The 26117-nt window shown below is 61.2% G+C and carries 19 protein-coding genes and 1 tRNA gene; 18 read left to right on the plus strand and 2 right to left on the minus strand.

The window, feature by feature from the left end:
• Positions 1-72, plus strand: a 72-nt coding sequence (locus BLW80_RS29590; protein WP_139285976.1) for an EF-Tu C-terminal domain-related protein, incomplete at its 5' end; no start/stop codon positions are given.
• Positions 73-454: 382 nt separating this feature from the next.
• Positions 455-530, plus strand: a tRNA-Trp gene (locus BLW80_RS29600).
• A gap of 69 nt (positions 531-599) precedes the next feature.
• Here the strand turns inward: BLW80_RS29600 and BLW80_RS29605 are convergent.
• On the minus strand, positions 600-1751 hold the full coding sequence (locus BLW80_RS29605; RefSeq protein ID WP_089268283.1) for a GGDEF domain-containing protein: 1152 nt from the start codon (positions 1749-1751) through the stop codon (positions 600-602).
• Positions 1752-2074: 323 nt separating this feature from the next.
• Here BLW80_RS29605 and BLW80_RS29610 point away from each other — a divergent pair, with 323 nt between their 5' ends.
• From BLW80_RS29610 to BLW80_RS29635, 6 genes are all read left to right on the plus strand, one after another.
• On the plus strand, positions 2075-4231 hold the full coding sequence (locus BLW80_RS29610) for an SGNH/GDSL hydrolase family protein (RefSeq protein ID WP_139285975.1): 2157 nt from the start codon (positions 2075-2077) through the stop codon (positions 4229-4231).
• Between the two features lie 247 nt (positions 4232-4478).
• Positions 4479-4670: a preprotein translocase subunit SecE gene (secE, locus tag BLW80_RS29615; RefSeq protein ID WP_068731532.1), complete on the plus strand. Its 192-nt coding sequence runs from the start codon at positions 4479-4481 to the stop codon at positions 4668-4670.
• 12 nt (positions 4671-4682) lie between these two features.
• Positions 4683-5213, plus strand: a complete 531-nt coding sequence (gene nusG / locus BLW80_RS29620; protein ID WP_068731530.1) for a transcription termination/antitermination protein NusG — start codon at positions 4683-4685, stop codon at positions 5211-5213.
• A 129-nt stretch (positions 5214-5342) separates the two neighbouring features.
• A complete protein-coding gene (gene rplK, locus BLW80_RS29625; RefSeq protein ID WP_068731528.1) occupies positions 5343-5771 on the plus strand; it encodes a 50S ribosomal protein L11 in 429 nt (142 codons plus the stop codon).
• A 6-nt stretch (positions 5772-5777) separates the two neighbouring features.
• Complete coding sequence (gene rplA / locus BLW80_RS29630; protein ID WP_089268281.1) at positions 5778-6470, plus strand: 50S ribosomal protein L1; 693 nt, start codon at positions 5778-5780, stop codon at positions 6468-6470.
• A 96-nt stretch (positions 6471-6566) separates the two neighbouring features.
• Complete coding sequence (locus BLW80_RS29635) at positions 6567-7517, plus strand: 2-hydroxyacid dehydrogenase (protein ID WP_093762203.1); 951 nt, start codon at positions 6567-6569, stop codon at positions 7515-7517.
• Between the two features lie 5 nt (positions 7518-7522).
• On the opposite strand, the gene BLW80_RS29640 is transcribed toward BLW80_RS29635, so the two are convergent.
• Positions 7523-8659 (minus strand): FAD-dependent oxidoreductase, encoded by a 1137-nt coding sequence (locus BLW80_RS29640; RefSeq protein WP_089268279.1) that lies wholly within the window; start codon positions 8657-8659, stop codon positions 7523-7525.
• 80 nt (positions 8660-8739) lie between these two features.
• On the opposite strand from BLW80_RS29640, the gene BLW80_RS29645 reads away from it, so the two are divergent.
• From BLW80_RS29645 to BLW80_RS29690, 10 genes are all read left to right on the plus strand, one after another.
• Positions 8740-9255, plus strand: coding sequence for a TetR/AcrR family transcriptional regulator C-terminal domain-containing protein (locus tag BLW80_RS29645; protein ID WP_093762205.1), 516 nt, complete (start codon positions 8740-8742; stop codon positions 9253-9255).
• Between the two features lie 161 nt (positions 9256-9416).
• Positions 9417-9881, plus strand: coding sequence for a (2Fe-2S)-binding protein (locus tag BLW80_RS29650; RefSeq protein WP_093762207.1), 465 nt, complete (start codon positions 9417-9419; stop codon positions 9879-9881).
• Between the two features lie 3 nt (positions 9882-9884).
• Complete coding sequence (locus tag BLW80_RS29655; protein ID WP_093762209.1) at positions 9885-12050, plus strand: xanthine dehydrogenase family protein molybdopterin-binding subunit; 2166 nt, start codon at positions 9885-9887, stop codon at positions 12048-12050.
• On the plus strand, positions 12047-12688 hold the full coding sequence (locus BLW80_RS29660) for an Isoquinoline 1-oxidoreductase subunit (RefSeq protein ID WP_068731517.1): 642 nt from the start codon (positions 12047-12049) through the stop codon (positions 12686-12688). The genes BLW80_RS29655 and BLW80_RS29660 overlap by 4 nt, the downstream gene beginning before the upstream one ends.
• Before the next feature lie 657 nt (positions 12689-13345).
• Positions 13346-13864: a 50S ribosomal protein L10 gene (gene rplJ / locus BLW80_RS29665; RefSeq protein ID WP_089268275.1), complete on the plus strand. Its 519-nt coding sequence runs from the start codon at positions 13346-13348 to the stop codon at positions 13862-13864.
• A gap of 54 nt (positions 13865-13918) precedes the next feature.
• Positions 13919-14296: a 50S ribosomal protein L7/L12 gene (gene rplL / locus BLW80_RS29670; protein WP_089268274.1), complete on the plus strand. Its 378-nt coding sequence runs from the start codon at positions 13919-13921 to the stop codon at positions 14294-14296.
• Between the two features lie 428 nt (positions 14297-14724).
• A complete protein-coding gene (gene rpoB, locus BLW80_RS29675) occupies positions 14725-18840 on the plus strand; it encodes a DNA-directed RNA polymerase subunit beta (RefSeq protein WP_089268273.1) in 4116 nt (1371 codons plus the stop codon).
• Positions 18841-18965: 125 nt separating this feature from the next.
• Complete coding sequence (gene rpoC / locus BLW80_RS29680) at positions 18966-23165, plus strand: DNA-directed RNA polymerase subunit beta' (protein WP_093762211.1); 4200 nt, start codon at positions 18966-18968, stop codon at positions 23163-23165.
• A 95-nt stretch (positions 23166-23260) separates the two neighbouring features.
• On the plus strand, positions 23261-23722 hold the full coding sequence (locus BLW80_RS29685) for a GNAT family N-acetyltransferase (protein ID WP_093762213.1): 462 nt from the start codon (positions 23261-23263) through the stop codon (positions 23720-23722).
• Positions 23723-23989: 267 nt separating this feature from the next.
• Positions 23990-26044: an FAD-dependent oxidoreductase gene (locus BLW80_RS29690; protein ID WP_093762215.1), complete on the plus strand. Its 2055-nt coding sequence runs from the start codon at positions 23990-23992 to the stop codon at positions 26042-26044.
• Positions 26045-26117 lie beyond the last annotated feature (73 nt).

The following is a 26117-nucleotide window of genomic DNA, read 5'->3' on the forward strand; positions in this document are numbered from 1 at the left end:
AAGCTGCGCTTCGCCATCCGTGAAGGCGGCCGCACCGTCGGTGCAGGCGTCGTCGCTAGCATCATCGAGTAATGTGGCTGCGAGCGCTCGTTTCTGTGCTCGCATTCACGGTATTATCCGCGTGGCCGATGTCCGTTGGCCACGCGGCATGCCCCGAACGCCCCGCTTGTGAGGGCTGCGGGTGCAAGGGCGGTCCCGGCTATCGAGGGCCGGACCAAAAATGCGTCGGCTTCAAAAATCTCGATAAGGTCTGCGGCAACCCGCCGACACGTTGCGTCTTTGAAAACGCCCCCGGTACTGGCCTGAATCGTGAATGCGCGATGCCAGCCAAACGGTTGCCGGCAGATGCCGCAAAATAATCGGGTTTAAGGGGTGGTGTTCGCTTCGCCTCTTGCAAATCAGGCGTCGCATATGCTTCAAACGGCGCGGAAATGACGGCGCGCCGTTTTCCTGTAGGGGTGTAGCTCAGTTGGTAGAGTACCGGTCTCCAAAACCGGTTGTCGTAGGTTCGAGCCCTACCGCCCCTGCCATTTTAAGCCTTTGAAATATCGATATATTTTAGCCTAAGCGCGCCTTTCAGGCGGGTCTCCGACTGCCGCTCAGCTGAACTGCCGCTTTTGCGGCGCTGCCACCACGCGGTCGCGGCCGGTATCCTTGGCTCTGTAGAGCGCAAGGTCGGCGCGCGCCAAAATGTCTTCCGGCGTATCGTTGGGCCTGATGGCGCTGATCCCGGCGGATATCGTCAGAGTCAAATCCTGCGCAATCGCTGACCAGTTCAGTTCCGTGATCAGGCCGCGCAATCGATCGAGCGTCTGGATCGCAAGATCAATGTCGGTGTCCGGCAGGATCAGCAGAAACTCCTCGCCGCCCTGACGGCCGAACCTGTCGATGGTGCGGATATTGGCGAAGACAGAGATGGCGAAGGCGCGCAGCACTTCATCGCCCACCGGATGTCCGAAGTGATCATTGATCTTCTTGAAGTGATCGAGGTCGATGATCGCGATGCAGCAGGTTGTGGCGTTGCGCTGGGCCTTGGCGATCTCGTCGTTCAGGCACTTCATGATGTAGCGCCGGTTCAATGCGCCGGTGAGCTCGTCGAGTTGCGCCAGTTCCTCGATCCGCACATTGGCAGCCGCGAGGTCGTTGCTGCGACGATACAGCAGTTCGCGCATCGAGCTGCCGTAGAGGCCGGCGCTGGCACAGCGGCCAAGCGCGCTGACGAAACAGGCCAGCGCCAGAGCGCGCTCGGTCGCGGTGGCCATGGGAATGCCGATCGGCTTGTCGGTCATCAGGAAAAGTAGTGCGAGGCCCAGCGTTGCAGTCGACCAGACGATGCCGGTCTGGCGCGCGCTCATGCGGAGTGCGGCGAAGCCGAGCACGACGAAAATGATGGAGATGAAGTAGAAGCCGATCTGCGGCACGAGATAGATCGCACCGATCTGGACGATGATGCTGACGATGGAGAGGGGGACCGTGAGGTAGGGGTCCTTGAAACGGTCGTTGACCTGGATTTCCGAGAGATAGGCAGCAATGCCGACCACAGCGAGCCTGATGGCCAGATACACGACCCCCGTCGCCACGGTGGTCACGCCGATCATGGCGTACAGCAGCAGGATCGCGGCATCGATCAGATAGCTCGACGCCTGCGCGATGTAGGCGGTTCGCCGCCGCGCGATCCGCAATGCCGAATCCTTGCGGAGGTCCCTCGTGGAGGCGTCGGTTCCCTCGGACAGGGTGGTGATGCTGGTCATTCGCTGATGCCCGTCGCATTGCCGATCAAACAAGCAATCTGCCGATCAAAGCATTTAGGTCTGCTAATACATCCACTTACCGGAGTATCCGGGTAGCTTCTCGCGTTTTAGTCTCGCCGCGGGGTTAATGGAATCTGACGATCCGCGGGGCAATTTGCTCAATGGGCTGTTGGCCATGTCGACATCGGCTTTGCCAATCATGCGCGATCGTTCTGCTCCCCGCGTTTCCGTTGCGCTGCGTCCCTGCGGCGTGCGGTCGCGGCGATGAACCTGGCTTGCCGCGCGTGCGACACACCCGTTGGGAATTCAGCCGGAAGTCGAGAATGAAATTACTTGTGACGTTCGTCGTGGGGGCCACGACGTTGCTGGTGTCGTCCTTTGGACATTTGTCATTGAGTCATGGCGCTCATGCCGCCGATCTGCTCTGGCAGGTGGAAAGTCCATTTCGCTTCTTCAAGAATGCCGCATCCTTCGCGATGTATGAGCGCGGCTATCCCGCTGCGCGCAATGAATTGGTGCTGCCGCCCGCCGATGTGGTGTGGCGCACCGAGCGGCGGCTGAACGATCCGGATTGCCGCGACATGACCAGCCCGACCAGTTGCGCCGACACCGCGCGGGCGCGCTACGATCGCTCGCGTCTCGGCTGGGCGTCGCAGACCATCGACGCCGTCTGCTACGACAGCCGGCAGGGCCGCTATCTCGCGAGTTGCGACCGGCGTTATTCGTGGGGCACGGCCAAGGAAGATTACGTACTGCCGGATGCGCATACTGTGCTGATCCGGCTGTCGCCCGAGCGCATTGCCGAAGCCGGCGCGTATGATTGCGTCTGGAGCTGGACGCCGCGGCGGCCGGGCAGCAGGACCGAGACCACAACGCAGTCCTGCGCGACGCCGCTCAAGATCACGCGCCTGCCTTATGCCGTCGATCGCAATCTGTCCGGTGCATCGGTCCAGGTCAAATTGCCCGACGGTCGAACGTTGAACGACCCGCAGGTCGTCGTTGAGGATCTGTTCATCGTCGCGCTCGGCGATTCCTTTGCCTCGGGCGAGAGCAATCCGGACGTTCCGGTGACATTCAGCGCTGTGCGCGAGATGGTCTACGATCCAACCCTGATGCGCGAGGAGATGGCGACGCGCAGCACCAGCAAATCTCTGCAGAAACTGACCCCCGCTGCCCCGGCAGGAAGTTTCGACTACAAGAACCTGCCACGGCGCAAGCTCGCCGACGAGGAGCAGGAGCTTTATTTCCCGCTCGCATCGGCGCAGTTCGACAAGGCGTTCAATGCCGCCAATCCGCGCTGGCTCAGTCCCGATTGCCACCGCTCGCAATACGGCTATCCGTTTCGCGTCGGGCTGCAACTCAGTTTGGAAAATCCGCACCGGTCGATCACGCTGGTCAGCCTGGCCTGTACCGGCTCCGAGGTGACCGAAGGTCTGTTCCTCGAGAAGAAGGCGCGTGAGGGCGCGGGCAACGCGATGGTGCGTTCGCAGCTCGATCAACTCGCCGATCTCATCTGCAAAAGCCCCGCGGGCCGCACGCAGCGTGCGACCTACAATCTGCCGACCTATGCCAGCGGCAGCGTGCAGGTCGCCAATATGCCGGTGACAAAATCCTGGTGTGCGCCGAATGAGCGCAAGCGTCCGATCGACACACTGCTGCTGTCGATCGGCGGCAACGATGTCGGCTTCTCGCCGCTGATGGTCTATGCGATGACCGAATCCGCCGGCGATCTCGCACCGATCGCGAACCTGCTCGGCAAGCAGATCCGGTTCTCGCCGCAAGTTTCGCGCGCTTACATGGAGCAGCTCGACGAGCGCATGGTGGCGCTCCGCGATGCCTTGCGCGACGGCTTTGGCGTGGCGCCCGCGAGGGTCCTGCAGACGGCTTACGAGCCGATCCAGTTCGACGAGACGGGCGCCTTGTGCGGCGCGCAGCCGACGCTCGGCCTCGACGTCCACAAGAAGCTGGTGCTGTCGCGCGAACGGCTGGCCGAGACGGTGAGCTTTCTCAACGATTTCTTCGCCCGGACCGCTTGCATCACCAACGGACGGGGCGGGGGCTGCCCGGCGCTGGCCACCGGCGCTGGAACCGGCTTCCAGCTCATCACCGATCACCAGAGCGAATTCGCCAAACGCGGGCTCTGCGCGCGCGATCCGAAGCGGCCGCAGGCGGACGGCGAGGCGATGGCGATGCCACGACGCTGGATCGGCAAGGAAGACTTCACGCCCTATTCGCCGGCGGCCTATCTGCCCTATGCGTCGCGCTGGCGCCTGTTCCGGACCCCGAATGACGCGTTTCTGACCGCAAACGTCCATTCGCCGGGCTTTACCCAGTTCGACATCCTGCAGCCCGTCTATGCAGCGATGTATAGCGGCGCGGTGCACCCGACCGCGGAGGGCCACGCCATCGTCGCCGATCATGTCGTCCGGCACGTCCGTGCGGCGGTCGGCAAACCATCGCCGGGGGTGGGCGGGCGCTGATCCAGGTGGTATCCGGTGGCGGGAAGGGTTCCCACCCGTCCGGCCCGGATACCTTGACCTTTGGTCCGGTCCGAAGTAGGAAGCTGCACTCGCTGTCGGCCCGGTGACCGGATATCCGACGCGGCAAATCCCCGAACGAACGAGCCCGCTTGGCGGCTCATCCTTGAATAAAGGGTTGGGCGCAAGAGGGCTGTTCGGATTCTGAAACCAATTCAATCGTCTCACGACGGATGCGGATCACATAACGATGGCGTTCAGCCCGTTCAAATTCCTGCAGGAAGTGCGCACCGAGACCAACAAGGTCACGTGGCCCTCGCGACGCGAGACGACCATCACGACCATCATGGTTTTCGTCATGGTGGCGCTGTCGTCGATCTTCTTTTTTGCGGCGGATCAGGTCATCCGCTACCTCGTCGCCTTTTTGCTCACGATGCACTGACGGAACAGAATTATGAGCATGCGCTGGTACATCGTTCACGCCTATTCGAATTTCGAAAAGAAGGTGATGGAGTCGATCAAGGAACAGGCCAAGCAGCGTGGCCTGGAAGACCTGTTCGAACAGATTCTGGTTCCGGTCGAGAAGGTCACCGAAATACGTCGCGGTCGCAAGATGGACGCCGAGCGCAAGTTCTTCCCGGGCTACGTGCTGGTGAAGATGCAGCTCACCGACGAAGCGTTTCATCTGATCAAGAACACCCCGAAGGTCACGGGCTTCCTCGGCGCGGAAAACAAGCCGATGCCGATTTCGGAAGCCGAAGCGATGCGCATTCTGCACCAGGTGCAGGAAGGCGTGGAGCGCCCGAAGGCGTCGGTGTCGTTCGAGATCGGCGAGAACGTGAAGGTGGCCGATGGCCCGTTCGCGTCGTTCTCCGGCGTCGTCGAGGAAATCGACGAAGCACGCTCGCGCGTGAAGGTCGCAGTGTCGATCTTCGGCCGCGCCACGCCGGTCGAACTGGAATTCGGTCAGGTCGAAAAGGTCTGATCGCAATAGCGCGAGGTTCGCCTCGCGTTTCTAAGGCCGTGGGAGGAAAAGGGCGGTTGCCAACCGCTTGTCGACCGAACCACGAAACCTGAAACAGCCGGTCGATGACCGGCACAACAGGAGTGACACATGGCAAAGAAAGTGACCGGATACCTGAAGCTTCAGGTGCCGGCCGGTGCGGCGAACCCTTCGCCCCCGATCGGTCCCGCGCTTGGTCAGCGCGGTTTGAACATCATGGAATTCTGCAAAGCGTTTAACGCGCAGACGCAGAAGGAAGAAAAGAACACCCCAATCCCGGTGGTGATCACGATCTACGCCGATCGTTCGTTCACCTTCGCCCTCAAGACCCCCCCGATGTCCTTCTTCATCAAGAAGGCCGCCAAGCTCACCTCCGGCTCCAAGCTGCCGGGTCGTGACAAGGCCGGCGCGGTGACCAAAGCGCAGGTGCGCGAGATCGCCGAAGCGAAGATGAAGGATCTGAATTGCGACACCATTGAATCGGCCATGAAGATGGTTGAGGGCTCTGCCCGTTCGATGGGTGTCGAGGTCGCGGGGTAAACGGTCATGGCAATTGGAAAACGTTTGAAGAAGGCCCGTGAGGGCATCGACCGCGAGAAGCTCTATCCGGTCGCCGAGGCCATCAAGATGGTCAAGGAACGCGCCAAGTCGAAGTTCGATGAGACCATCGAAATTTCGCTGAATCTCGGCGTCGATCCGCGTCATGCCGACCAGATGGTCCGTGGCGTCGTCACCCTGCCGAACGGCACCGGCCGTACGCTCCGCGTCGGCGTGTTCGCCCGTGGCCCGAAGGCTGAAGAAGCCAAGGCTGCCGGTGCAGACGTCGTCGGTGCAGAAGACCTGTTCGAGAAGGTCCAGGCTGGTCAGATCGATTTCGATCGCTGTATCGCAACCCCCGACATGATGCCGCTGGTCGGTCGCCTTGGTAAGGTGCTCGGTCCGCGCGGCATGATGCCGAACCCGAAGATCGGCACCGTGACCATGGATGTCACCGGCGCAGTCAAGGGTGCCAAGGGCGGTTCGGTCGAGTTCCGTGTCGAGAAGGCCGGCATCGTGCAGGCTGGTATCGGCAAGGCATCTTTCTCGGAAGAGAAGCTCGTCGAAAACATCAAGGCTCTGGTCGATGCCGTCTCCAAGGCGAAGCCGGCTGGCGCGAAGGGCACCTATCTGCAGCGCGTTGCCGTGTCTTCGACCATGGGCCCCGGCGTCAAGGTTGAGACGGGCACCGTGCTCGGCTAAGCCGGAACAAGGCTTGCAAGAAACCAGGGCGGAATCGGGCAACCGGTTCCGCCCTTTCTTTTGTCTTCCGCTCTTTGACCCAGCAGGAATGTCACGATGGCCGAGAAGGTTCTGATCTATTCGCGTTTCCCGAAGTCCCAGATGGTGCGCATCGGCGAGCACTTCGACCTACTAGACGCTGCAGGCAAGCCACCGCTGCAGACCTTTTCCGCTGACCAACTGAAAGACGTGCGCGCGCTGATCACCGCGGGCGGTCAAGTGCTCAAGGCAGACGTGATGGACATGATGCCGGCGCTCGGCGCCATCATTTGCTACGGCACCGGCTATGACGGCGTCGACTTCAAGGCCGCGGCCGAGCGCAAGATCGTGGTCGGCAACAGCCCGGGCGCGAATGCGGCCTCGGTCGCCGATCTGGCACTCACGCTGATGCTCGCGGTGACGCGGCGCTTGCTGCCTGCGGATCAGTATTTGCGCGAGGGTGGCTGGTCGTCGGCAAAGCCGTCGCCGCTGATGTCGCCGCAGCCCGGCAATCCCGGCCGCAGAGTGGGCGTCTATGGCATGGGCGAGATCGGCCGCAAGATCGCATCGCGCGTCGCGGCCTTCGAATGCGATGTCGCCTATCACAGCCGCAGCAAGCATGATGTGCCGTATCGCTATGAGCCAAGCCTCGAAGCGCTGGTCGAATGGTGCGACGTGCTGATGATCGCCGTGCGGGCAGGGGCCGATACCAACCGCATCATCGATGCCGCGATGCTGAAGAAGCTCGGCGCCAATGGCGTGGTCGTGAACATCTCGCGCGGCTCGGTGATCGATCAGGCTGCGCTGACAGCGGCGCTGACGGACAAGACCATCGCCGGCGCCGGCCTCGACGTGTTCGAGAAGGAGCCCCACGCGCCCGACGCACTCACGGCTTTGCCGAATGTCGTGCTGACGCCGCATATCGGTGGTCACACGCTCGATTCGCACACGGCGATGCAGGACTGCGTCATTGCCAATCTCGACGCGTTTTACGCGGGCAAGGGGCTGCCCTACGCGGTGGCGGTTTAGGGCAGCTATTCGGTGATCTGAAAGCTGGTGAACAGGTCAACCACGCTCTGAGGCGCGTTGTCGTTGAAGAACAGCTTCAGATTCCGGTCAGTCTCCGCGGCAACAGACGCGCTGCGGGGAAAGAGCTCCGTTTCATAAGCGACAAGCGCGGCTTCCACATCGTCTGGATGAGCGGCGAGAGCGAGCCCAAGTTCAGCACCGTCGAACATTGCGAGATTGGCGCCTTCGCCGGCGAATGGTGACATCAGGTGCGCGGCATCGCCGAGCAGCGTCACGCCGGCTATGCGATCCCATCGGTGTTCGATCGGCAGCGCATAGATCGGGCGAAGCACGGGGGCGACCTCGCTGTCGGCGATCAGCGCTGTCAGTTCCGGAGCCCAGTCCTCGAATTCCGCGGCGATGCGGGTGAGGGCACTCGTCCGGTCGGAGAAATCGATGCGGGCAATCCAGTCCTCCGGCCTGTTCAGGGCCACGTAGCCTTGCAGTGTTCCATCGGCGTGTCGGTGCGCAAAGATTCCCTGGCCCGGCGCAATCGCCATCAACGTGCCGCCGCCAACCGCTTCCGCGCTCGCTTTGTGACGGGTGTCGGCGTTGAAAAGAAACGTCTCGATGAATGAGGTGCCGACATAGGCCGGTTTCTCCCCAGAGAGGAGCGGGCGAACGCGTGACCAGGCACCGTCGGCGCCGATGAGGAGATCGGTCGATACCGTTGAGCCATTGGAGAAAGTCAGTGCGTGCCGCCCGCCGCTGAGCGGAGACGCCGCTGCAAGTTTGTGTCCCCAGCGGATCGTGTCGCCAGGAAGGGAATCGAGCAGAATCTGGCGAAGCTCTCCGCGATCCACCTCGGGTCGACTGCCGTTGCCCATGTCGGGCCTGTCAAACAGCAGCTTGCCGTCCTTGTCGCGTATGCGCTTGGCATCAGCACCGACGATGATGATGTCGCGGAAAGCTTCGAACAATCCCGCAGCCTTGAGGGCGAGCTGCCCGTTATATTCGTGAATATCGAGCAGGCCTCCTTGTGCCCGCGAGTCGGCCGAAGCTTCAGCTTCATAGATCGTCGCAGCGATACCGTGAACATGCAGCACGCGGGCAAGCGTCAGCCCGCCGAGCCCCGCGCCGACAATCGCCACATGAGTATTCATTTCGCCACCTTCGCAGTCGCAGGCTGTCCCGGGACATTCCCCAAGACCTAGAATGGAACGTCATTCCATTCTATTGGCACGTGCCCAACAAGGGCGAGCTGCTGACCGCCGCCTGCGACGCCATCATCGCGCGCACGCTGAAAGGGCCTCCGGTAGGCGCGACGCCTCAGGCCGTCATTCGCACCCTCGCGCTGGACATGTTCGACGCGATCGACGCGCATCCATGGGTTGGGTCGGCGCTCACACGCGCTCCCGGGCAGTTGTCCATGGTGCGAATACTTGAATGCATCGGCCGGCAGGTGAGCGCCCTTGGCGTACCTGACGAGGAACAGTGGGCGACGGTGGGTGCATTGCTGAACTACATCCTTGGCGTCGGTGCGCAGAACGCGGCCAATGGGCAGCTCGGCCGGACGCGAGGAATCGACAGGTCTGACTTTCTGGACGCGGTCGCAACCACCTGGTCTCAACTCGATCCGGACGCGTATGCATTCACCCGCAGCATGGCTGCACATTTGCGGGGGCACGACGACCGCAACGACTTTATCGCCGGAATCGATCTCATCCTGAGCGGCATCGAAGCGTCGCGGCGACTCTGACCAGCTGGCGACTGGTCTGCAGGGCCGTTTCGCAAGAGCGAATTTCGTTCCCGCGCGGTACAAAAATAATTGAATGGGTTATTCCGCAATGCGGATGTAGATGTCGGCTGTTTAGAACAACTCGAATGTAGGCGTACATTCGACGACATAGGACATCAGCGATGGCTGCGTTCACTCTCAAGATCAACGGTCAGGCCCGTCAGGTCGACGTCGATCCCAACACACCTCTGCTCTGGGCAATTCGAGATGGGGCCGGTCTCACCGGCACCAAATATGGCTGCGGGGTCGCGCAATGCGGCGCCTGCACGGTCTATGTGGACGGCCAGACCGTCCGCTCGTGTTCAATGCCCGTCTCGGCCATCGGCACCAGCGAAATCACCACCATCGAAGGGCTCAACTCCAAGGAAGCCAAGGCAGTGCAGGCCGCCTGGGTCGCGCTTGACGTGCCGCAATGTGGCTACTGTCAATCCGGCCAGGTGATGAGCGCCACCGCGCTGCTTAGCGTCAATCCGACCCCCACCGACAACGATATCGATCTGGCGATGAACGGCAACATCTGCCGCTGCGCCACCTATGTCCGCATCCGCGCCGCCATTCATGGCGCCGCCAAATCTCTGGAGGGTTGAGCCATGACCGTTCATGACACCAAGCTCTCCCGTCGCACGCTGCTCAAGGGCAGCGCTGGCCTCGTGCTCGGCGCTTACGTTGCCCGCGCCGACAAACTGTTCGCGCAGGCGGCGGCAAAGCCGTCGGTCAATATCGCGCCGAACACCTTCCTGATCATCAAGCCCGACAGCACCGTCACGGTGCTGTGCAAGGGCATCGAATTCGGGCAGGGACCGTTCACCGGCATGGCGACTTTGGTCGCCGAAGAACTCGACGCGGACTGGGCGCAGATGCGTGCCGATCACGCGCCGTCAAATCCGCAGCTCTACAAGAATCTGGCGTTCGGCATGCAGGGCACCGGTGGCTCGACCGCCATCGCCAATTCCTACATCCAGATGCGCCAGGTCGGTGCCGCCGCGCGCCAGATGCTGGTCGCGGCTGCTGCCGATGCGTGGCAAGTGCCGGCAGGCGAAATCACTGTCGATAACGGTGTGATCAAACATGCGTCTGGCCATGAAGGTCGCTTCGGTGAATTCGCCGACAAGGCGATGGCCATGCCGGTGCCTGCCGATCCGAAGCTGAAGGACCCGTCGCAGTTCAGGTTGATCGGCAAGGAAGGCGTCGTGAAACGCCTCGACAGCGCCGACAAGACCAATGGCAAGGCCTTCTACACGCTCGATATCAACGAACCGGACATGCTCACGGTGGTCGTGGCGCGTTCGCCGAAATTCGGCGGCAAGGTCGCGTCCTTCGATGCGACGGCTGCGAAAGCCGTGGCTGGTGTCGTCGACGTCAAGCAGGTGTCGAATGGTGTCGCTGTCTACGCCAAGGGTTTCTGGCCCGCGAAGATGGGCCGCGAAGCGCTGAAAATCACCTGGGACGACAGCAAGGCGGAGAAGCGTGGCAGTGCCGAACTGCTGCAGCAATTCCGCGGCCTGTCGAAGACGGCCGGCAAGCTCGTCAAGGCCGAGGGCAAGTTCGAAGAGTCGATGGCCAAAGGTGGCCGCGTGATCGAGGTTGAATACGTCTTCCCGTATCTGGCCCATGCCGCGATGGAGCCGCTCAACGCCTATCTGAAATGGGACGGCGACACCGCCTATGCGCGCTATGGCTGCCAGTTTCCGACGCCTGACCATATGGCGATCGCCAAGGTGCTCGGGCTGCCGATCGAGAAGGTCAAGATCGACGTTCTTCTGGCCGGCGGCAGCTTCGGCCGCCGCGCCCAGCAGAGCACGCATCAGGCCATCGAGCTCGCCGAAGTCGCGAAAGCGATCGGACCGGGCAAGCCGGTCAAGCTGGTGTGGACGCGCGAGGACGATATGCGCGGCGGCTACTATCGGCCGTATTGCATCCACCGCATGCGCGGTGCGGTGCGCGACGGCAAGATCGAAGCCTGGAGCGACACCATCGTCAGCCAGTCGATCATGAAGGGCTCCTTCTTCGAGTCCATGATGTTCAAGGACGGCCTCGATCCGACGTCCTATGAAGGCTCGAACGAAATCCCGTACGACGTCGAGAATTTCCGCTGCGACATGCATCAGGTTGATGTCGGCGTGCCCGTGTTGTGGTGGCGCTCGGTGGGCCACACCCACACCGGTTATGTCGTCGAAGCCTTTGTCGATGAACTGCTCGAGGCCGCCGGCAAGGATCCGATCGAAGGCCGGCTTGAACTCCTGAGCAAGAAACCGCGCCATGCGGGCGCGCTGAAGGCCGTCGCCGAACTCGCCGACTGGAAGAACTACAAGGTGCCGGCAGGCCGGGCTCGCGGCGTTGCGGTGGTCGAGAGCTTCAATACCTTCGTCGCGCAGGTCGTCGAACTGTCCATGACCGACGACGGTCCGAAGGTGCACAAGGTATGGTGCGCGGTGGATTGCGGCGTCGCCGTGAACCCCGACATCATCCGCGCACAGATGGAAGGTGGCATCGGCTTCGGCCTCGGTCACATCCTCTATGCGGAACAGACGCTGGATGGCGGCGCGCCGGTGTCCGGCAATTTCGACACCTATCGTTCGCTGCGCATCAACGAGATGCCGGAGATCGAGGTCGTCATCGTGAAATCGACCGAGAAGCCATCAGGCGTCGGCGAACCCGGCGTGCCTCCGCTCGGGCCTGCCGTTGCCAACGCGCTGGCGAAACTCGGAGTGGGAAGACCGCGGCAGTTGCCGATCGTGCCAGGAGCCTCAGCATGAGCTTGTTTAAGAACTCGATGTTGGCGCTGGTCGCCGGCGGCCTCGCGGCGGGTCTCCTCGCATTCGCGGAGCCGAGCTTCCAGGAGGCCGATGCAGCGGTCAGCAATCCGACCAAGCTGCAGTCGGTCTCGGCCTTCGCCAAGATCAAGAACAAGAACGAACGTGCCGTGGCGCTGTTCACGGAAGCCGGTAAGGTCATCCAGTCGCCGCGCTGCATGAACTGCCATCCGGCAACAGAGCGTCCGACCCAGACCGACCGCATGCGGCCGCATATCCCGCTGGTCGTGCGCGGCGAGGGCGGTGTCGGCGCAGCCGGTGGTCTCGCTTGCGCCACCTGCCACCACGAGAACAACTTCGATGCCGCCAACGTCCCGGGCAATCCGAAGTGGGCGCTGGCGCCCATCGAGATGGCCTGGCAGGGCAAGACGCTTGGCCAGATCTGCACCCAGATCAAGGACAAGGAGCGCAATGGCGGCAAGGACATGGCCGCGCTTGTGAAGCACATGGCCGAAGACGAGTTGGTCGGCTGGGGCTGGCATCCCGGTGGCAACCGGACCCCGGCGCCGGGCACCCAGAAGCAGTTCGGTGAGCTGATCAAGGCCTGGGCCGATGCGGGTGCTGCCTGCCCGAAGGGGTGATGCAATCAAAAGTGGAGCCGGTTCAGCCGGTTCCACTTTTGCGCTCTGAGCGCCCTAAACGGCTCCCCTGCAGAAAAGATGCCACATCGGCATTTCGCGCTTGGCAACACGAAAAAGACTCGTTAAACAACCGTTTCCGGGCGTGCTGGCTGGTAGCTGGCGCGTCTGTGTTCGCACTCCGACAACCCACATCGCAGGAGACTTTTCCTTTCAGGCTGTCCATACGGATCGCTCGACGGGGATGGGACGCGCGACGCGGATTTGAGGAAGGCGGGCAGGGGTCACCAATAGGTCAGATGATGGCTTATCGATGATCCTGAATCCTGTCCGAGACTGCTGGCGCCTTAGATAAACGCAAGTTTTATCAACGGCTTAATCGTAAAACTTGATGCAGCCAGCATAGACGGGTGAAGACTGGATTTCGCCAATGTCGTTTTGTGCGACATGACGCGTATTTGGTTCGAACCTCGACACCCCGCGCCAATGCTGGTTCGCCAGGACGGTTCGGGAGGGCAGGCTATCATATCGTCTCGCCCGACGTGTCTTTAGACCATGTGTTTTAACGAGCATGGGTCTTGAGGTCAGGTTCAGGTGGGACGGTGGGTGTAACCCGGCGGTCCTATCTCGATAGAGGCCGCCAACCGGAGAGAGCTTGCTGTGGAAAGAGCGGCTAAAAAGGACGCGGTCGACGCGCTGAACGGGGTCTTCAAGACCACCAGCGTTGCGGTCGTCGCCCATTATTCCGGCCTCACCGTTGCCCAGATGCAGAATCTGCGTTCGCAGATGAAGCTGGCTGGCGCCTCGGTGAAGGTCTCGAAGAACCGTCTCGCCAAAATTGCTCTTGAAGGCACGGATGTTGCTGCCATCGGTTCCCTGTTGAAGGGCCCGACTGTGATCGCCACTTCGGACGATCCGGTAGCTGCACCGAAGGTTGCCGTCGAATTTGCCAAGGCGAACGAGAAGTTCGTCATCCTTGGCGGTTCGATGGGTAAAACCGTCCTGAACGTCGACAGCGTCAAGGCCTTGGCCGCGCTGCCCTCGCTCGACGAACTGCGCGCGAAGATCCTCGGCCTCCTTGTGGCGCCGGCGACCAAGATCGCTCAGCTCTCGACAGCTCCCGCGGCGAAGCTCGCGCGTGTTGTTCAGGCCTATGCCTCAAAGAGCGAAGCGGCCTGACGCCCTTCGCATTCAAACCCTGGTTCGAACCAAATACGCTTAAGGAAATAGACAATGGCTGACCTACAGAAAATCGTTGACGATCTCTCGAGCCTGACCGTGCTCGAAGCTGCCGACCTCGCCAAGATGCTCGAAGAAAAGTGGGGCGTTTCGGCTGCTGCTGCTGTTGCAGTTGCTGGTCCGGCTGCTGGCGGCGGCGGTGCTGCTGCTGCTGAAGAAAAGACTGAGTTCACTGTCGTTCTGGCTTCGGCCGGCGACAAGAAGATCGAAGTCATCAAGGAAGTCCGTGCGATCACGGGTCTTGGCCTCAAGGAAGCCAAGGACCTGGTCGAAGGCGCTCCGAAGCCCGTCAAGGAAGGCGTTGCCAAGGACGAAGCCGAGAAGATCAAGGGTCAGCTCGAGAAGGCTGGCGCGAAGGTCGAGCTTAAGTAAGACCCTTTATGGGTTCCATCTGGAGGGCGGCCATTTGGTCGCCCTCTGGGCCGGAACCGATGGACTACACAGGAATGTGTGGGGATGCGCTGGGAACTACCCTCGAATCTCCATGATTGCCATCCCATATCGGGACGGCAGCACGAAAAACACGGTCTGACAGCGGAAACGGCGACGTTTCCGGTTAAGCCGTTGGGAGATGGGCAATTTTCGGGCTTTTCGGTCCGTAGCTAGACGGTTTGGACGGGCGAGGTGCAGTCGGGCATCGCGCACGTCGTTTTGCGTTCTGCGATTCAAATGCTCGGGAGAGGGATTTTATTCCTCATTGGGCGCTGAATTCGGAACGTTCTTGGAAATTCAACCCGGAGGCGATGGCAGTCGCGCTCTGGAAGGTTCGCCCCTTTCGGGCGACGCAATGAGAGGCCACGATGGGTCAGCAGACGTTCACAGGTCGCAAGCGCGTTCGCAAGTTCTTCGGTCATATTAAAGAAGTCGCAGAGATGCCGAACCTCATCGAGGTTCAGAAGGCGTCCTACGACCAGTTCCTGATGGTCGATGAGCCGACCGGCGGTCGCCTCGACGAAGGTCTGCAGGCTGTTTTCCGTTCGGTGTTTCCGATCTCGGATTTCTCGGGCACCTCGATGCTGGAATTCGTGCGCTACGAATTCGAGCCGCCGAAATATGACGTCGATGAGTGCCGCCAGCGCGGCATGACCTATGCTGCGCCGCTGAAGGTGACGCTGCGCCTGATCGTGTTCGATATCGACGAAGAAACCGGCGCCAAGTCCGTCAAGGACATCAAGGAGCAGGATGTGTACATGGGCGATATCCCGCTCATGACCATGAACGGCACCTTCGTCGTCAACGGCACCGAGCGCGTCATCGTCTCGCAGATGCATCGTTCGCCGGGCGTGTTCTTCGACCACGACAAGGGCAAGACCCATTCGTCGGGCAAGCTGCTGTTCGCTGCCCGCGTGATCCCGTATCGCGGTTCCTGGCTGGACATAGAGTTCGACGCCAAGGACATCGTGTTCGCGCGTATCGACCGTCGCCGCAAGATTCCGGTGACGTCGCTGATGTTCGCGCTGGGTCTGGATGGCGAAGAGATTCTCTCGACGTTCTACAAGAAGATCCAGTTCAAGAAGATCAAGGAAGGCTGGCGCGTTCCGTTCGACGCCACCCGTTTCCGTGGCTACTCCACCGTCAACGACCTGATCGATGCCGACACCGGCAAGGTCGTGCTCGAAGCCGGCAAGAAGCTCACCGTGCGCGCTGCCCGTCAGCTCGCCGAGAAGGGCCTCAAGGCGCTGCGTCTGACCGACGAAGAGTTGGTCGGCAACTATCTCGCCGAGGACCTCGTCAACGTGAAGACCGGTGAAATCTACGCCGAAGCCGGCGAGGAAATCACCGAGAAGTCGCTGAAGGCGCTGAACGAGGAGGGCTACAAGGAACTCCCGCTGCTCGACATCGACCACGTCAATATCGGTGCCTATATCCGCAACACGCTCTCGGCAGACAAGAACCTGACGCGTGAAGACGCGCTGTTCGACATCTATCGCGTGATGCGTCCGGGCGAGCCGCCGACGCTCGAATCCGCGCAGAACATGTTCCAGTCGCTGTTCTTCGACAGTGAGCGTTACGATCTCTCGGCCGTGGGCCGCGTGAAGATGAATATGCGCCTCGAACTCGACGCGCCGGACACTCATCGCACGCTGCGCAAGGAAGACATCCTGGCCGTCATCAAGACGCTGGTGGATCTGCGCGACGGTAAGGGCGAAATCGACGACATCGACCATCTCGGCAACCGCCGTGTGCGTTCGGTCGGCGAGCTGATGGAAAATCAGTATCGCGTCGGCCTGCTGCGCATGGAGCGCGCCATCAAGGAACGTATGTCGTCCGTCGACATCGACACCGTGATGCCGCAGGACCTGATCAACGCGAAGCCCGCGGCTGCCGCGGTGCGCGAGTTCTTCGGTTCGTCGCAGCTGTCGCAGTTCATGGACCAGACCAACCCGCTCTCGGAAATCACCCATAAGCGTCGTCTTTCGGCGCTTGGCCCCGGTGGTCTGACCCGCGAGCGCGCCGGCTTCGAAGTCCGCGACGTGCATCCGACCCACTACGGCCGTATCTGCCCGATTGAGACGCCGGAAGGCCCGAACATCGGTCTGATCAACTCGCTCGCCACCTTCGCGCGCGTCAACAAGTACGGCTTCGTCGAGACCCCTTACCGCAAGGTCAAGGACGGTCGCGTCACCGACGAGGTCGTGTACCTCAGCGCGATGGAAGAGGGCCGCTACTCGGTCGCGCAGGCGAACGTGTCGCTCGACGCCAAGGGCAAGTTCACCGAAGACATGATCATCTGCCGTCATGCAGGCGACGTGTTGCCGCTGCCGGCCGACAAGGTCGACTACATGGACGTGTCGCCGAAGCAGCTCGTTTCGGTCGCTGCGGCGCTGATCCCGTTCCTCGAGAACGACGACGCCAACCGCGCGCTGATGGGCTCGAACATGCAGCGTCAGGCCGTGCCTCTGGTACGCGCTGAAGCGCCGTTCGTCGGTACCGGCATGGAAGCCGTCGTGGCCCGCGACTCCGGTGCTGCGATCGCTGCCCGCCGTTCGGGTGTCATCGACCAGATCGACGCCACCCGCGTGGTTATCCGCGCGACCGAAGATCTCGATCCGACCAAGTCGGGCGTCGATATCTATCGCCTGATGAAGTACCAGCGTTCGAACCAGTCGACCTGTATCAACCAGCGTCCGCTGGTGAAGGTTGGCGACATCATTCGCAAGGGCGACATCATTGCCGACGGTCCGTCGACCGATCTCGGTGAACTCGCACTCGGCCGCAACGTGCTCGTCGCGTTCATGCCGTGGAATGGCTACAACTTCGAAGACTCGATCCTCCTCTCGGAGCGGATCGTGAAGGAAGACGTCTTCACCTCGATCCACATCGAGGAATTCGAAGTGATGGCCCGCGACACCAAGCTCGGCCCTGAGGAAATCACCCGCGACATTCCGAACGTGTCGGAAGAAGCGCTGAAGAACCTCGACGAAGCCGGCATCGTCTATATCGGCGCCGAAGTCCGCGCCGGCGACATCCTGGTCGGCAAGATCACGCCGAAGGGCGAAAGCCCGATGACGCCGGAAGAAAAGCTTCTGCGCGCCATCTTCGGTGAAAAGGCGTCGGACGTTCGCGATACCTCGCTCCGCGTGCCTCCGGGCGTGCAGGGCACGATCGTCGAAGTCCGCGTGTTCAACCGGCACGGCGTCGACAAGGACGAACGTGCTCTGGCGATCGAGCGGGAAGAAATCGAACGTCTTGCCAAGGACCGTGACGACGAACAGGCCATCCTGGATCGTAACGTCTACGGCCGTCTGGCTGATCTTCTGGAGAACAAGGTCGGCATCGCCGGTCCGAAGGGCTTCAAGAAGGACGGCAAGATCACGCGCGCCGTGCTCGACGAAAATCCGCGGTCGCAGTGGTGGATGTTCGCCACCGCGAACGACAAGCTGATGACCGAAATCGAAGCGATGCGGAAGCAGTACGACGAGTCGAAGAAGGGCCTTGAACAGCGCTTCCTCGACAAGGTCGAGAAGCTGCAGCGTGGCGACGAACTGCCGCCCGGCGTGATGAAGATGGTCAAGGTCTTCGTCGCGGTGAAGCGCAAGATTCAGCCCGGCGACAAGATGGCCGGACGTCACGGCAACAAGGGCGTGGTGTCGAAGATCGTTCCGATCGAAGACATGCCGTTCCTTGAAGACGGTACGCATGCGGACATCGTGCTGAACCCGCTCGGCGTGCCGTCGCGCATGAACGTCGGTCAGATCTTGGAGACGCATCTTGGCTGGGCCTGCGCAGGCATGGGCAAGAAGATCGGTCAGACCATCGACGCCTATTACCAGAAGCAGGATCTGAAGCCGCTGCGCGACACCCTGAAGAAGGTTTACGGCGAAGACGAAGTCATCAAGTCGCTGAACGACACCGAGCTGCTTGAACTGGCGCGTAACCTGAAGCCCGGCGTGCCGATTGCGACGCCGGTGTTCGACGGTGCGAAGGAAGCCGACATCGAAGAGATGTTGAAGATGGCTGGCTTCGACGCGTCCGGTCAGTCCACCGTCTATGACGGCCGGACCGGCGACCAGTTCGATCGCAAGGTGACCGTGGGCTACATCTATATGCTCAAGCTTCACCATCTCGTGGACGACAAGATCCACGCGCGTTCGATCGGTCCGTACTCGCTCGTCACGCAGCAGCCGCTGGGTGGTAAGGCGCAGTTCGGCGGTCAGCGCTTCGGTGAAATGGAAGTGTGGGCGCTCGAGGCTTATGGCGCGGCGTACACGCTCCAGGAAATGCTGACGGTGAAGTCGGACGACGTCGCGGGCCGTACCAAGGTCTACGAGGCGATCGTGCGCGGCGACGACACGTTCGAGGCCGGTATTCCGGAATCGTTCAACGTGCTGGTCAAGGAAATGCGCTCGCTCGGCCTCAACGTCGATCTGCACAATTCCAAGCTGCCGGGGCCGACCTCCGAAGCTGCCGAGTAAGAACAAGCGTTACGCCCGGCCTGATGGCCGGGCGTCCGCACCCAGCCGGGACGTGGGGCAGGGTGTGTGGCTCTAAAGAATTTCGAATTTGCTGCTGATGGCGATCGGCACGCGAGGAGAAGACGATGAACCAAGAAATTATGAATCTCTTCAATCCGACGACTCCGGCTCAGGTCTTCGACCAGATCCGGATCTCGATTGCGTCCCCGGAGAAGATTCTGTCGTGGTCCTACGGCGAGATCAAGAAGCCGGAAACCATCAATTACCGTACCTTCAAGCCCGAGCGCGACGGCCTGTTCTGCGCCCGCATCTTCGGGCCCATCAAGGATTACGAGTGCTTGTGCGGCAAGTACAAGCGCATGAAGTACAAGGGCATCATCTGCGAGAAGTGCTCGGTCGAAGTGACCCTGTCGCGCGTCAGACGCGAGCGCATGGGCCACATCGAACTGGCTGCTCCGGTCGCGCACATCTGGTTCCTGAAGTCGCTGCCGTCGCGCATCGGCCAGTTGCTGGACATGACGCTCAAGGATCTCGAGCGCATTCTGTATTTCGAATACTACGTCGTTCTCGAGCCGGGTCTCACCGCGCTCAAGGACCGTCAGCTGCTGTCTGAAGAAGAATATCTGAAGGCGCAGGACGAATACGGCCAGGACTCGTTCACCGCGATGATCGGTGCCGAGGCGATCCGTGAACTGTTGAAGGGTCTGGAGCTCGAGAAGCTCGACGAGCAGCTGCGCGTCGAGATGAAGGAGACCGAATCCGACATCAAGCACAAGAAGCTCGCCAAGCGCCTGAAGATCGTCGAGGCCTTCCGCTATTCCGGTAACAAGCCGGAATGGATGATCCTCACGGTGGTGCCGGTGATCCCGCCGGATCTGCGTCCGCTGGTGCCGCTGGATGGCGGCCGCTTCGCGACGTCGGATTTGAACGATCTGTATCGCCGCGTCATCAACCGTAACAACCGCTTGAAGCGTCTGATGGAGCTCCGCGCGCCGGACATCATCATCCGCAACGAAAAGCGCATGCTGCAGGAGGCCGTCGACGCACTGTTCGACAACGGCCGCCGTGGCCGTGTCATCACCGGCGCCAACAAGCGTCCGCTGAAGTCGCTGGCTGACATGCTGAAGGGCAAGCAGGGTCGTTTCCGTCAGAACCTGCTCGGCAAGCGCGTCGACTATTCGGGCCGTTCGGTCATCGTCGTCGGTCCCGAGCTGCGTCTGCATCAGTGCGGCCTGCCGAAGAAGATGGCGCTCGAACTGTTCAAGCCGTTCATCTATTCGCGTCTCGACGCCAAGGGTCTGTCCACCACGGTGAAGCAGGCGAAGAAGCTCGTTGAAAAAGAGCGTCCCGAGGTATGGGACATTCTCGACGAGGTCATTCGCGAGCATCCCGTGCTGCTGAACCGCGCGCCGACGCTGCATCGTCTGGGCATCCAGGCGTTCGAGCCGGTGCTGATCGAAGGCAAGGCGATCCAGCTGCATCCGCTGGTCTGCTCGGCCTTCAACGCCGACTTCGACGGCGACCAGATGGCCGTGCACGTTCCGCTGTCGCTTGAAGCGCAGCTGGAAGCGCGCGTCCTGATGATGTCGACCAACAACATCCTGCATCCTGCGAACGGTCAGCCGATCATCGTGCCGTCGCAGGACATCGTGCTGGGTCTGTACTACCTGTCGACCATGCGTGCGGGTCTCCCGGGCGAAAACAAGCTGTATCGTGAGATGGCGGAGATCGAGCATGCGCTGCATGCGAAGGTCATCCACCTCCACACCAAGATCAAATACAGCTGGTCCGGTCTCGATGCGGACGGCAAGCCGGTCACGCGCATGGTGGAAACCACTGCCGGTCGTGCGATGCTCGGTCAGGTTCTGCCGAAGTCGCCGAAGATGCCCTTCGACGTCATCAACAAGCTGATGACCAAGAAGGAAATCTCGGGCGTCATCGATCAGGTCTATCGTCACTGCGGTCAGAAAGAGACCGTGATCTTCTGCGATCGCATCATGGCGCTCGGCTTCTACAACGCGTTCAAGGCCGGCATCTCGTTCGGCAAGGACGACATGGTCGTGCCGGGTTCGAAGTGGAAGATCGTCGACGCCACCCGTGCGTTCGCGAAGGACTTCGAACAGCAGTACAATGACGGTCTGATCACCCACGGTGAGAAGTACAATAAGGTCGTCGACGCCTGGTCGAAGGCGGGTGAAGAAGTCGCCAAGGAGATGATGAAAGAAATCTCCTCGGTGAAGAGGAATGCGGCGGGTGAAGAAGCCCAGATCAACTCGATCTACATGATGGCGCATTCCGGTGCCCGTGGTTCGCCGGCCCAGATGCGTCAGCTCGGTGGTATGCGCGGCCTGATGGCCAAGCCGTCGGGTGAGATCATCGAAACGCCGATCATCTCGAACTTCAAGGAAGGTCTGTCGGTTCTCGAATACTTCAACTCGACCCACGGCGCTCGTAAGGGCCTCGCGGACACCGCGTTGAAGACCGCGAACTCGGGCTACCTGACCCGCCGTCTCGTCGACGTGGCGCAGGACTGCATCATCACGCAGACCGATTGCGGCACCAATCTCGGCATCAAGATGCGCGCCATCATCGACTCCGGTTCGGTGGTCGCATCGCTGGCGTCGCGTATTCTCGGTCGTTCGGCCTGCGAAGACATTCGCGATCCCGCGACCAACAAGGTGCTGATCAAGCGCAACACGCTGATGGAAGAGAAGGACGTCGATCTTCTCCAGCAGGCCGGCATCCAGGAAGTGAAGATCCGTTCGGCTCTGACTTGCGAACTGGTCAACGGCATCTGCGGCACCTGTTACGGCCGCGATCTGGCCCGCGGCACGCCCGTCAACCACGGTGAGGCCGTCGGCGTCATCGCGGCGCAGTCGATCGGTGAGCCCGGCACGCAGCTGACGATGCGTACGTTCCACATCGGCGGTGCGGCGCAGCTCAACGAGCAGTCGGTGATCGAGTCGAACTTCGACGGCAAGATCACGATCAAGAACGAGAACATCGCCAAGAACGGCGAAGGCCACATGGTTGCAATGGTGCGCAACATGGTCATCGCCATCTCTGACGCCGATGGCACCGAGCGTGCGACGTATCGTATCCAGTACGGTGCTCGCGTTCACGTGGCCAACGGCGACATGATCAAGCGTGGCCAGCGTATCGCGGAATGGGATCCGTATTCCCGTCCGCTGCTGACCGAAGTCGACGGCACGATCGGGTTTGAAGACCTGATCGACGGCCAGTCGATTACGGAAACGCTCGACGAGTCGACCGGTATCGCCAAGCGCGTCGTTACCGACTGGCGTTCGTCGCGTGGCGGTGCGGACTTGCGTCCGGCTATCGTCATCAAGGGCAAGGACGGCAAGGTCCTCAAGCTCGCACGTGGCGGCGACGCCCGTTACATGCTGTCGCCCGACGCCATTCTGTCGGTCGACGTCGATGCCAAGGTGACCTCGGGTGACATTCTTGCCCGTGTCTCGATGGAAAGCGCGAAGACGCGTGACATCACCGGCGGTCTGCCGCGGGTGGCCGAACTGTTCGAGGCGCGCAAGCCGAAGGACGCGGCGATCATCGCGGAAATCGGCGGCACCATCCGCTTTGGACGCGACTACAAGAACAAGCGTCGCATCTCGATCGAGCCGCTCGACAAGAACGAGGAGACCCGCGAGTACCTCATTCCGAAGGGCAAGCAGATCCATCTGCAGGACGGCGACATCGTCGAAAAGGGCGATTACATCGTCGAAGGCAATCCGGCGCCGCACGACATTCTGGCGATCAAGGGCATCGAGGAACTCGCTGCCTATCTGGTCAACGAAATCCAGGAAGTTTACCGGTTGCAGGGCGTGCTCATCAACGACAAGCACATCGAAGTGATTGTCCGTCAGATGCTGCAGAAGGTCGAGATTACCGATCAGGGCGAGACCGACATGATCTCGGGCGAGCAGATCGACAAGATCGAGTTCGACGCGCTGAACCTGAAGGCGAAGGAAGAAGGCAAGAAGATCGCGACCGGAAACCCTGTGCTGCTGGGCATCACCAAGGCCAGCTTGCAGACCCGTTCGTTCTTCTCGGCAGCGTCGTTCCAGGAGACCACGCGCGTGCTCACCGAAGCTGCCGTCAACGGCAAGGTGGACCCGCTCGAAGGCCTCAAGGAAAACGTCATTGTCGGCCGTCTGATCCCGGCCGGTACCGGCGCCTCGATGGCGAAGATCCGCGAAGTCGCAATGAAGCGCGACAAGATGATCCTCGACGAGCGCGAGAAGCAGGCGGCGATCGTGCCGTCGGCTCCGGCAGAAGAACCGCTGATGCTGCCGTCGGCCGAGTAATCGGGCCGGGCAGACTTAAGAAACGAAAGGGCCGGCGCAAGCTGGCCCTTTCTCGTTTTGATCTGTTCATTCGGTTGGCAACGGAGAGCGGTCAGATGACATGCGATATTCGGCCGGCTCAAGCCGGCGATGCGGCAGATATCAGCCGCGTCATCATCCGCGCGCTGCTTGAAACCAATGCGAAGGATTACACGCCCGATATCATCGCACGCGTTGAACTCAGTTTCAGCTCCGCGGCTGTCGAACGATTGATCGACCAGCGCGAGGTGTTCGTTGCCGAGATGGACAATCGTGTTGTCGGCACGGCGAGCCTGGATGGGCAGGCCCTGCGGACCATGTTCGTGTTGCCGGACGTGCAAGGGCGCGGCATCGGCCGTTTGCTGGTGCAGCGGATCGAGAGGGTCGCCCGCGAACGACAGCTTGCGATTCTGACGGTTCCGGCGACGGTCACCGCAGAGGCTTTTTACGCGAGACTGGGCTTCGTGGCCGTTCGCGAGGCCTATCACGGTGAGGAGCGGACCATCATCATGGAGCGTGTCTTGTCGCCGACCAACTGACCTGCCACTGCAGATCACATCAATGCCATGGAAAAGGCCGGCGAAAGCCGGCCTTTTTCGCGTGTGACGTGTATTGCAGCGCACTACATGCTTTTGTTCATCTTTCCTTCAGCTGAAAAATGTTTTCACTTGGAGGGGGTTAGCGCGAGTCGACGGGGTCGACGGGCCAGCCTTGCAGCGTCAGCGGATTCCGCTTTGGCTGGGAATACGTTACATCGACCGTTGCCGGATATTGCCGCCGGCAAACACGACGCGTGAAAGAAACCTATGCTTGATCTTGCAATTGTTGGTGGTGGTCCAGGCGGCCTGATGAGCGCCTGGTATCTCAAGAAGAAGCTCGGCGATCTATGTCGTGTCACCATCTACGAGGCGTCCGACCGCGTCGGCGGCAAGATTCTCACCCGCAAATTCGATAGCGCGCCAGCCATGTACGAAGCTGGCGTTGCGGAAATCTACGATTACTCGATGACAGGGCCGGATCCGCTGCGCGAGCTGATCCAGCATTTCGGCTTGCAGACCATTCCGATGGATGCCGAGCAGGTGCAGCTGGACGGCGAGCTGCTCAACGACGTGCCGGGCATGCGCAAGAAATACGGCCCGAAGACCGCAGCCGCCATTGAAGCCTTCCGCAAGAAGTGCGCGAGCATGGTGTCGCCGATCGAATATTATGAAGGCGTCGGTTCGCACGACAACGAACACCCTTGGGCATGGATAAATGCCGAGGAGCTGCTTGATAAGGAAGTCAGCGATCCCACCGCCAAGCGCTTCCTGAAGGTGATGGCGCGCTCCGACATCGCGACCGAGACGCACAACACCAACGGCCTCAATGCGCTGAAGAACTTCGTGATGGATGTCGATGGCTATATCGGCCTCTATTCGATCCAGAACGGCAACGAGCAGCTGATCTCCTGCCTGCAGTCGGAAGTCGATGCCGACATCCGGCTGAATCACCGTGTGCTCAAGGTCGGCAAGACCGAGCAGGGCCGGTATCAGCTCGACATGATGAACGGCAAGGGGCCGGACACCCGCGATTTCGATCTCGTGGTGATGTGCCTGCCGCATTCATGGCTGGCGACCATGCGCTGGGACGGCGAGCAGCTGCGCAAGTCGATGGTCAAGCATGTCGCTTACTTCGACCGCCCGGCGCATTATCTGCGGATCTCGCTGCTGTTCGACACGCCGTTCTGGGGCGATCAGATTCCCGGCGCCTGGTTCATGTCGGAAGCCTTCGGCGGCTGCTGTGTCTATAACGAGGGCGCGCGCCACGATGTCGGCAAGCACGGTGTGCTGAACTGGCTGGTGCCAGGCTCCGACGCGCTGGCCTTTGCCAACCTCACAGATGATGAGTTGATCGATGCCGCGCTGAAGTCGTTGCCGGCCTCGTTTGGCGATGCGCGTGAGCATCTGCTGGAAGGCAAGATCCATCGCTGGTTGTCATCGGTCAACGCGATCCCCGGCGGCATGCCGGTGCGCGACGTGATGACCAATCACCGGCCGGAGCCGAAGGAACACCCGGGTCTCGTCGTGGTCGGCGACTATCTGTTCGACTCCACGCTCAATGGTCTGCTCGACTCCTCGGATGCCGCGACCGACATCATCCTCACCGAGATGATGCGCCTGCGCCGCGCGCAGGGTCAGAATGGCACGACGATCTCCGACAAGATTGATCGCGACTATTTCCAGAACTATCGCGGCGTCGGTCCCTACAGCGAGGTCTGGAGCCAGTTTACCGACCCGGCCTATCTGACAAATCTCATCAAGATCGTCTGGGGCCGCGCCAAGGGCTACAAGCTGCTGGTCGCCGGCTCGGCATCAGGCGAACTGGTCGGCGCGCTGCGTGCCAGGGGTATCGACGCCTGGGGTGTCGAGAACAACAAGGCGATCCACGCCAGGACGCCAAAGGCGCTGCAGAAGTTCAACAAGCTCGGCTCGATCACCGATCTGCCGTTCAAGGCCGGGCAGTTCGATTTCGTGTTCGAGACCAGCCTGTGCCATGTCGGCGACAAGCAGGTGGTGACGGCCGTGCAGGAGCTCAACCGCGTCGTGAAGACCGGCCTCGTGTTCGGTTCGGTCACGTCCGACATGGCGCCGGCGGTGATCGATCGCTATGACCTGCTGCGCGGCGTCAAGAAGCTCGGCACCTGGTGGGAGTGGTCGGAACTGTTCTTCGGCAACGGCTTCGATCTGTCGATGCATCGCCGCGACTGCACCGAGGCGGTGTGGGAAGCCACATTGGCCGCCGGCAAGGGACCGGGCCACTGGTATGCCGACGCGGACAGCCTGCGCTACTCGTTCTTCGACAAGGTCGATGCCGAGGATTGATCTTTGGCATCCGCCTTCGGTTGCTTTGCCGAGGACATTCTGATCGCATAGGATCATTGCCGTGGCTGTCCGG

The sequence above is a fragment of the Tardiphaga sp. OK245 genome, assembly GCF_900108575.1.
Classification (GTDB): domain Bacteria; phylum Pseudomonadota; class Alphaproteobacteria; order Rhizobiales; family Xanthobacteraceae; genus Tardiphaga; species Tardiphaga robiniae.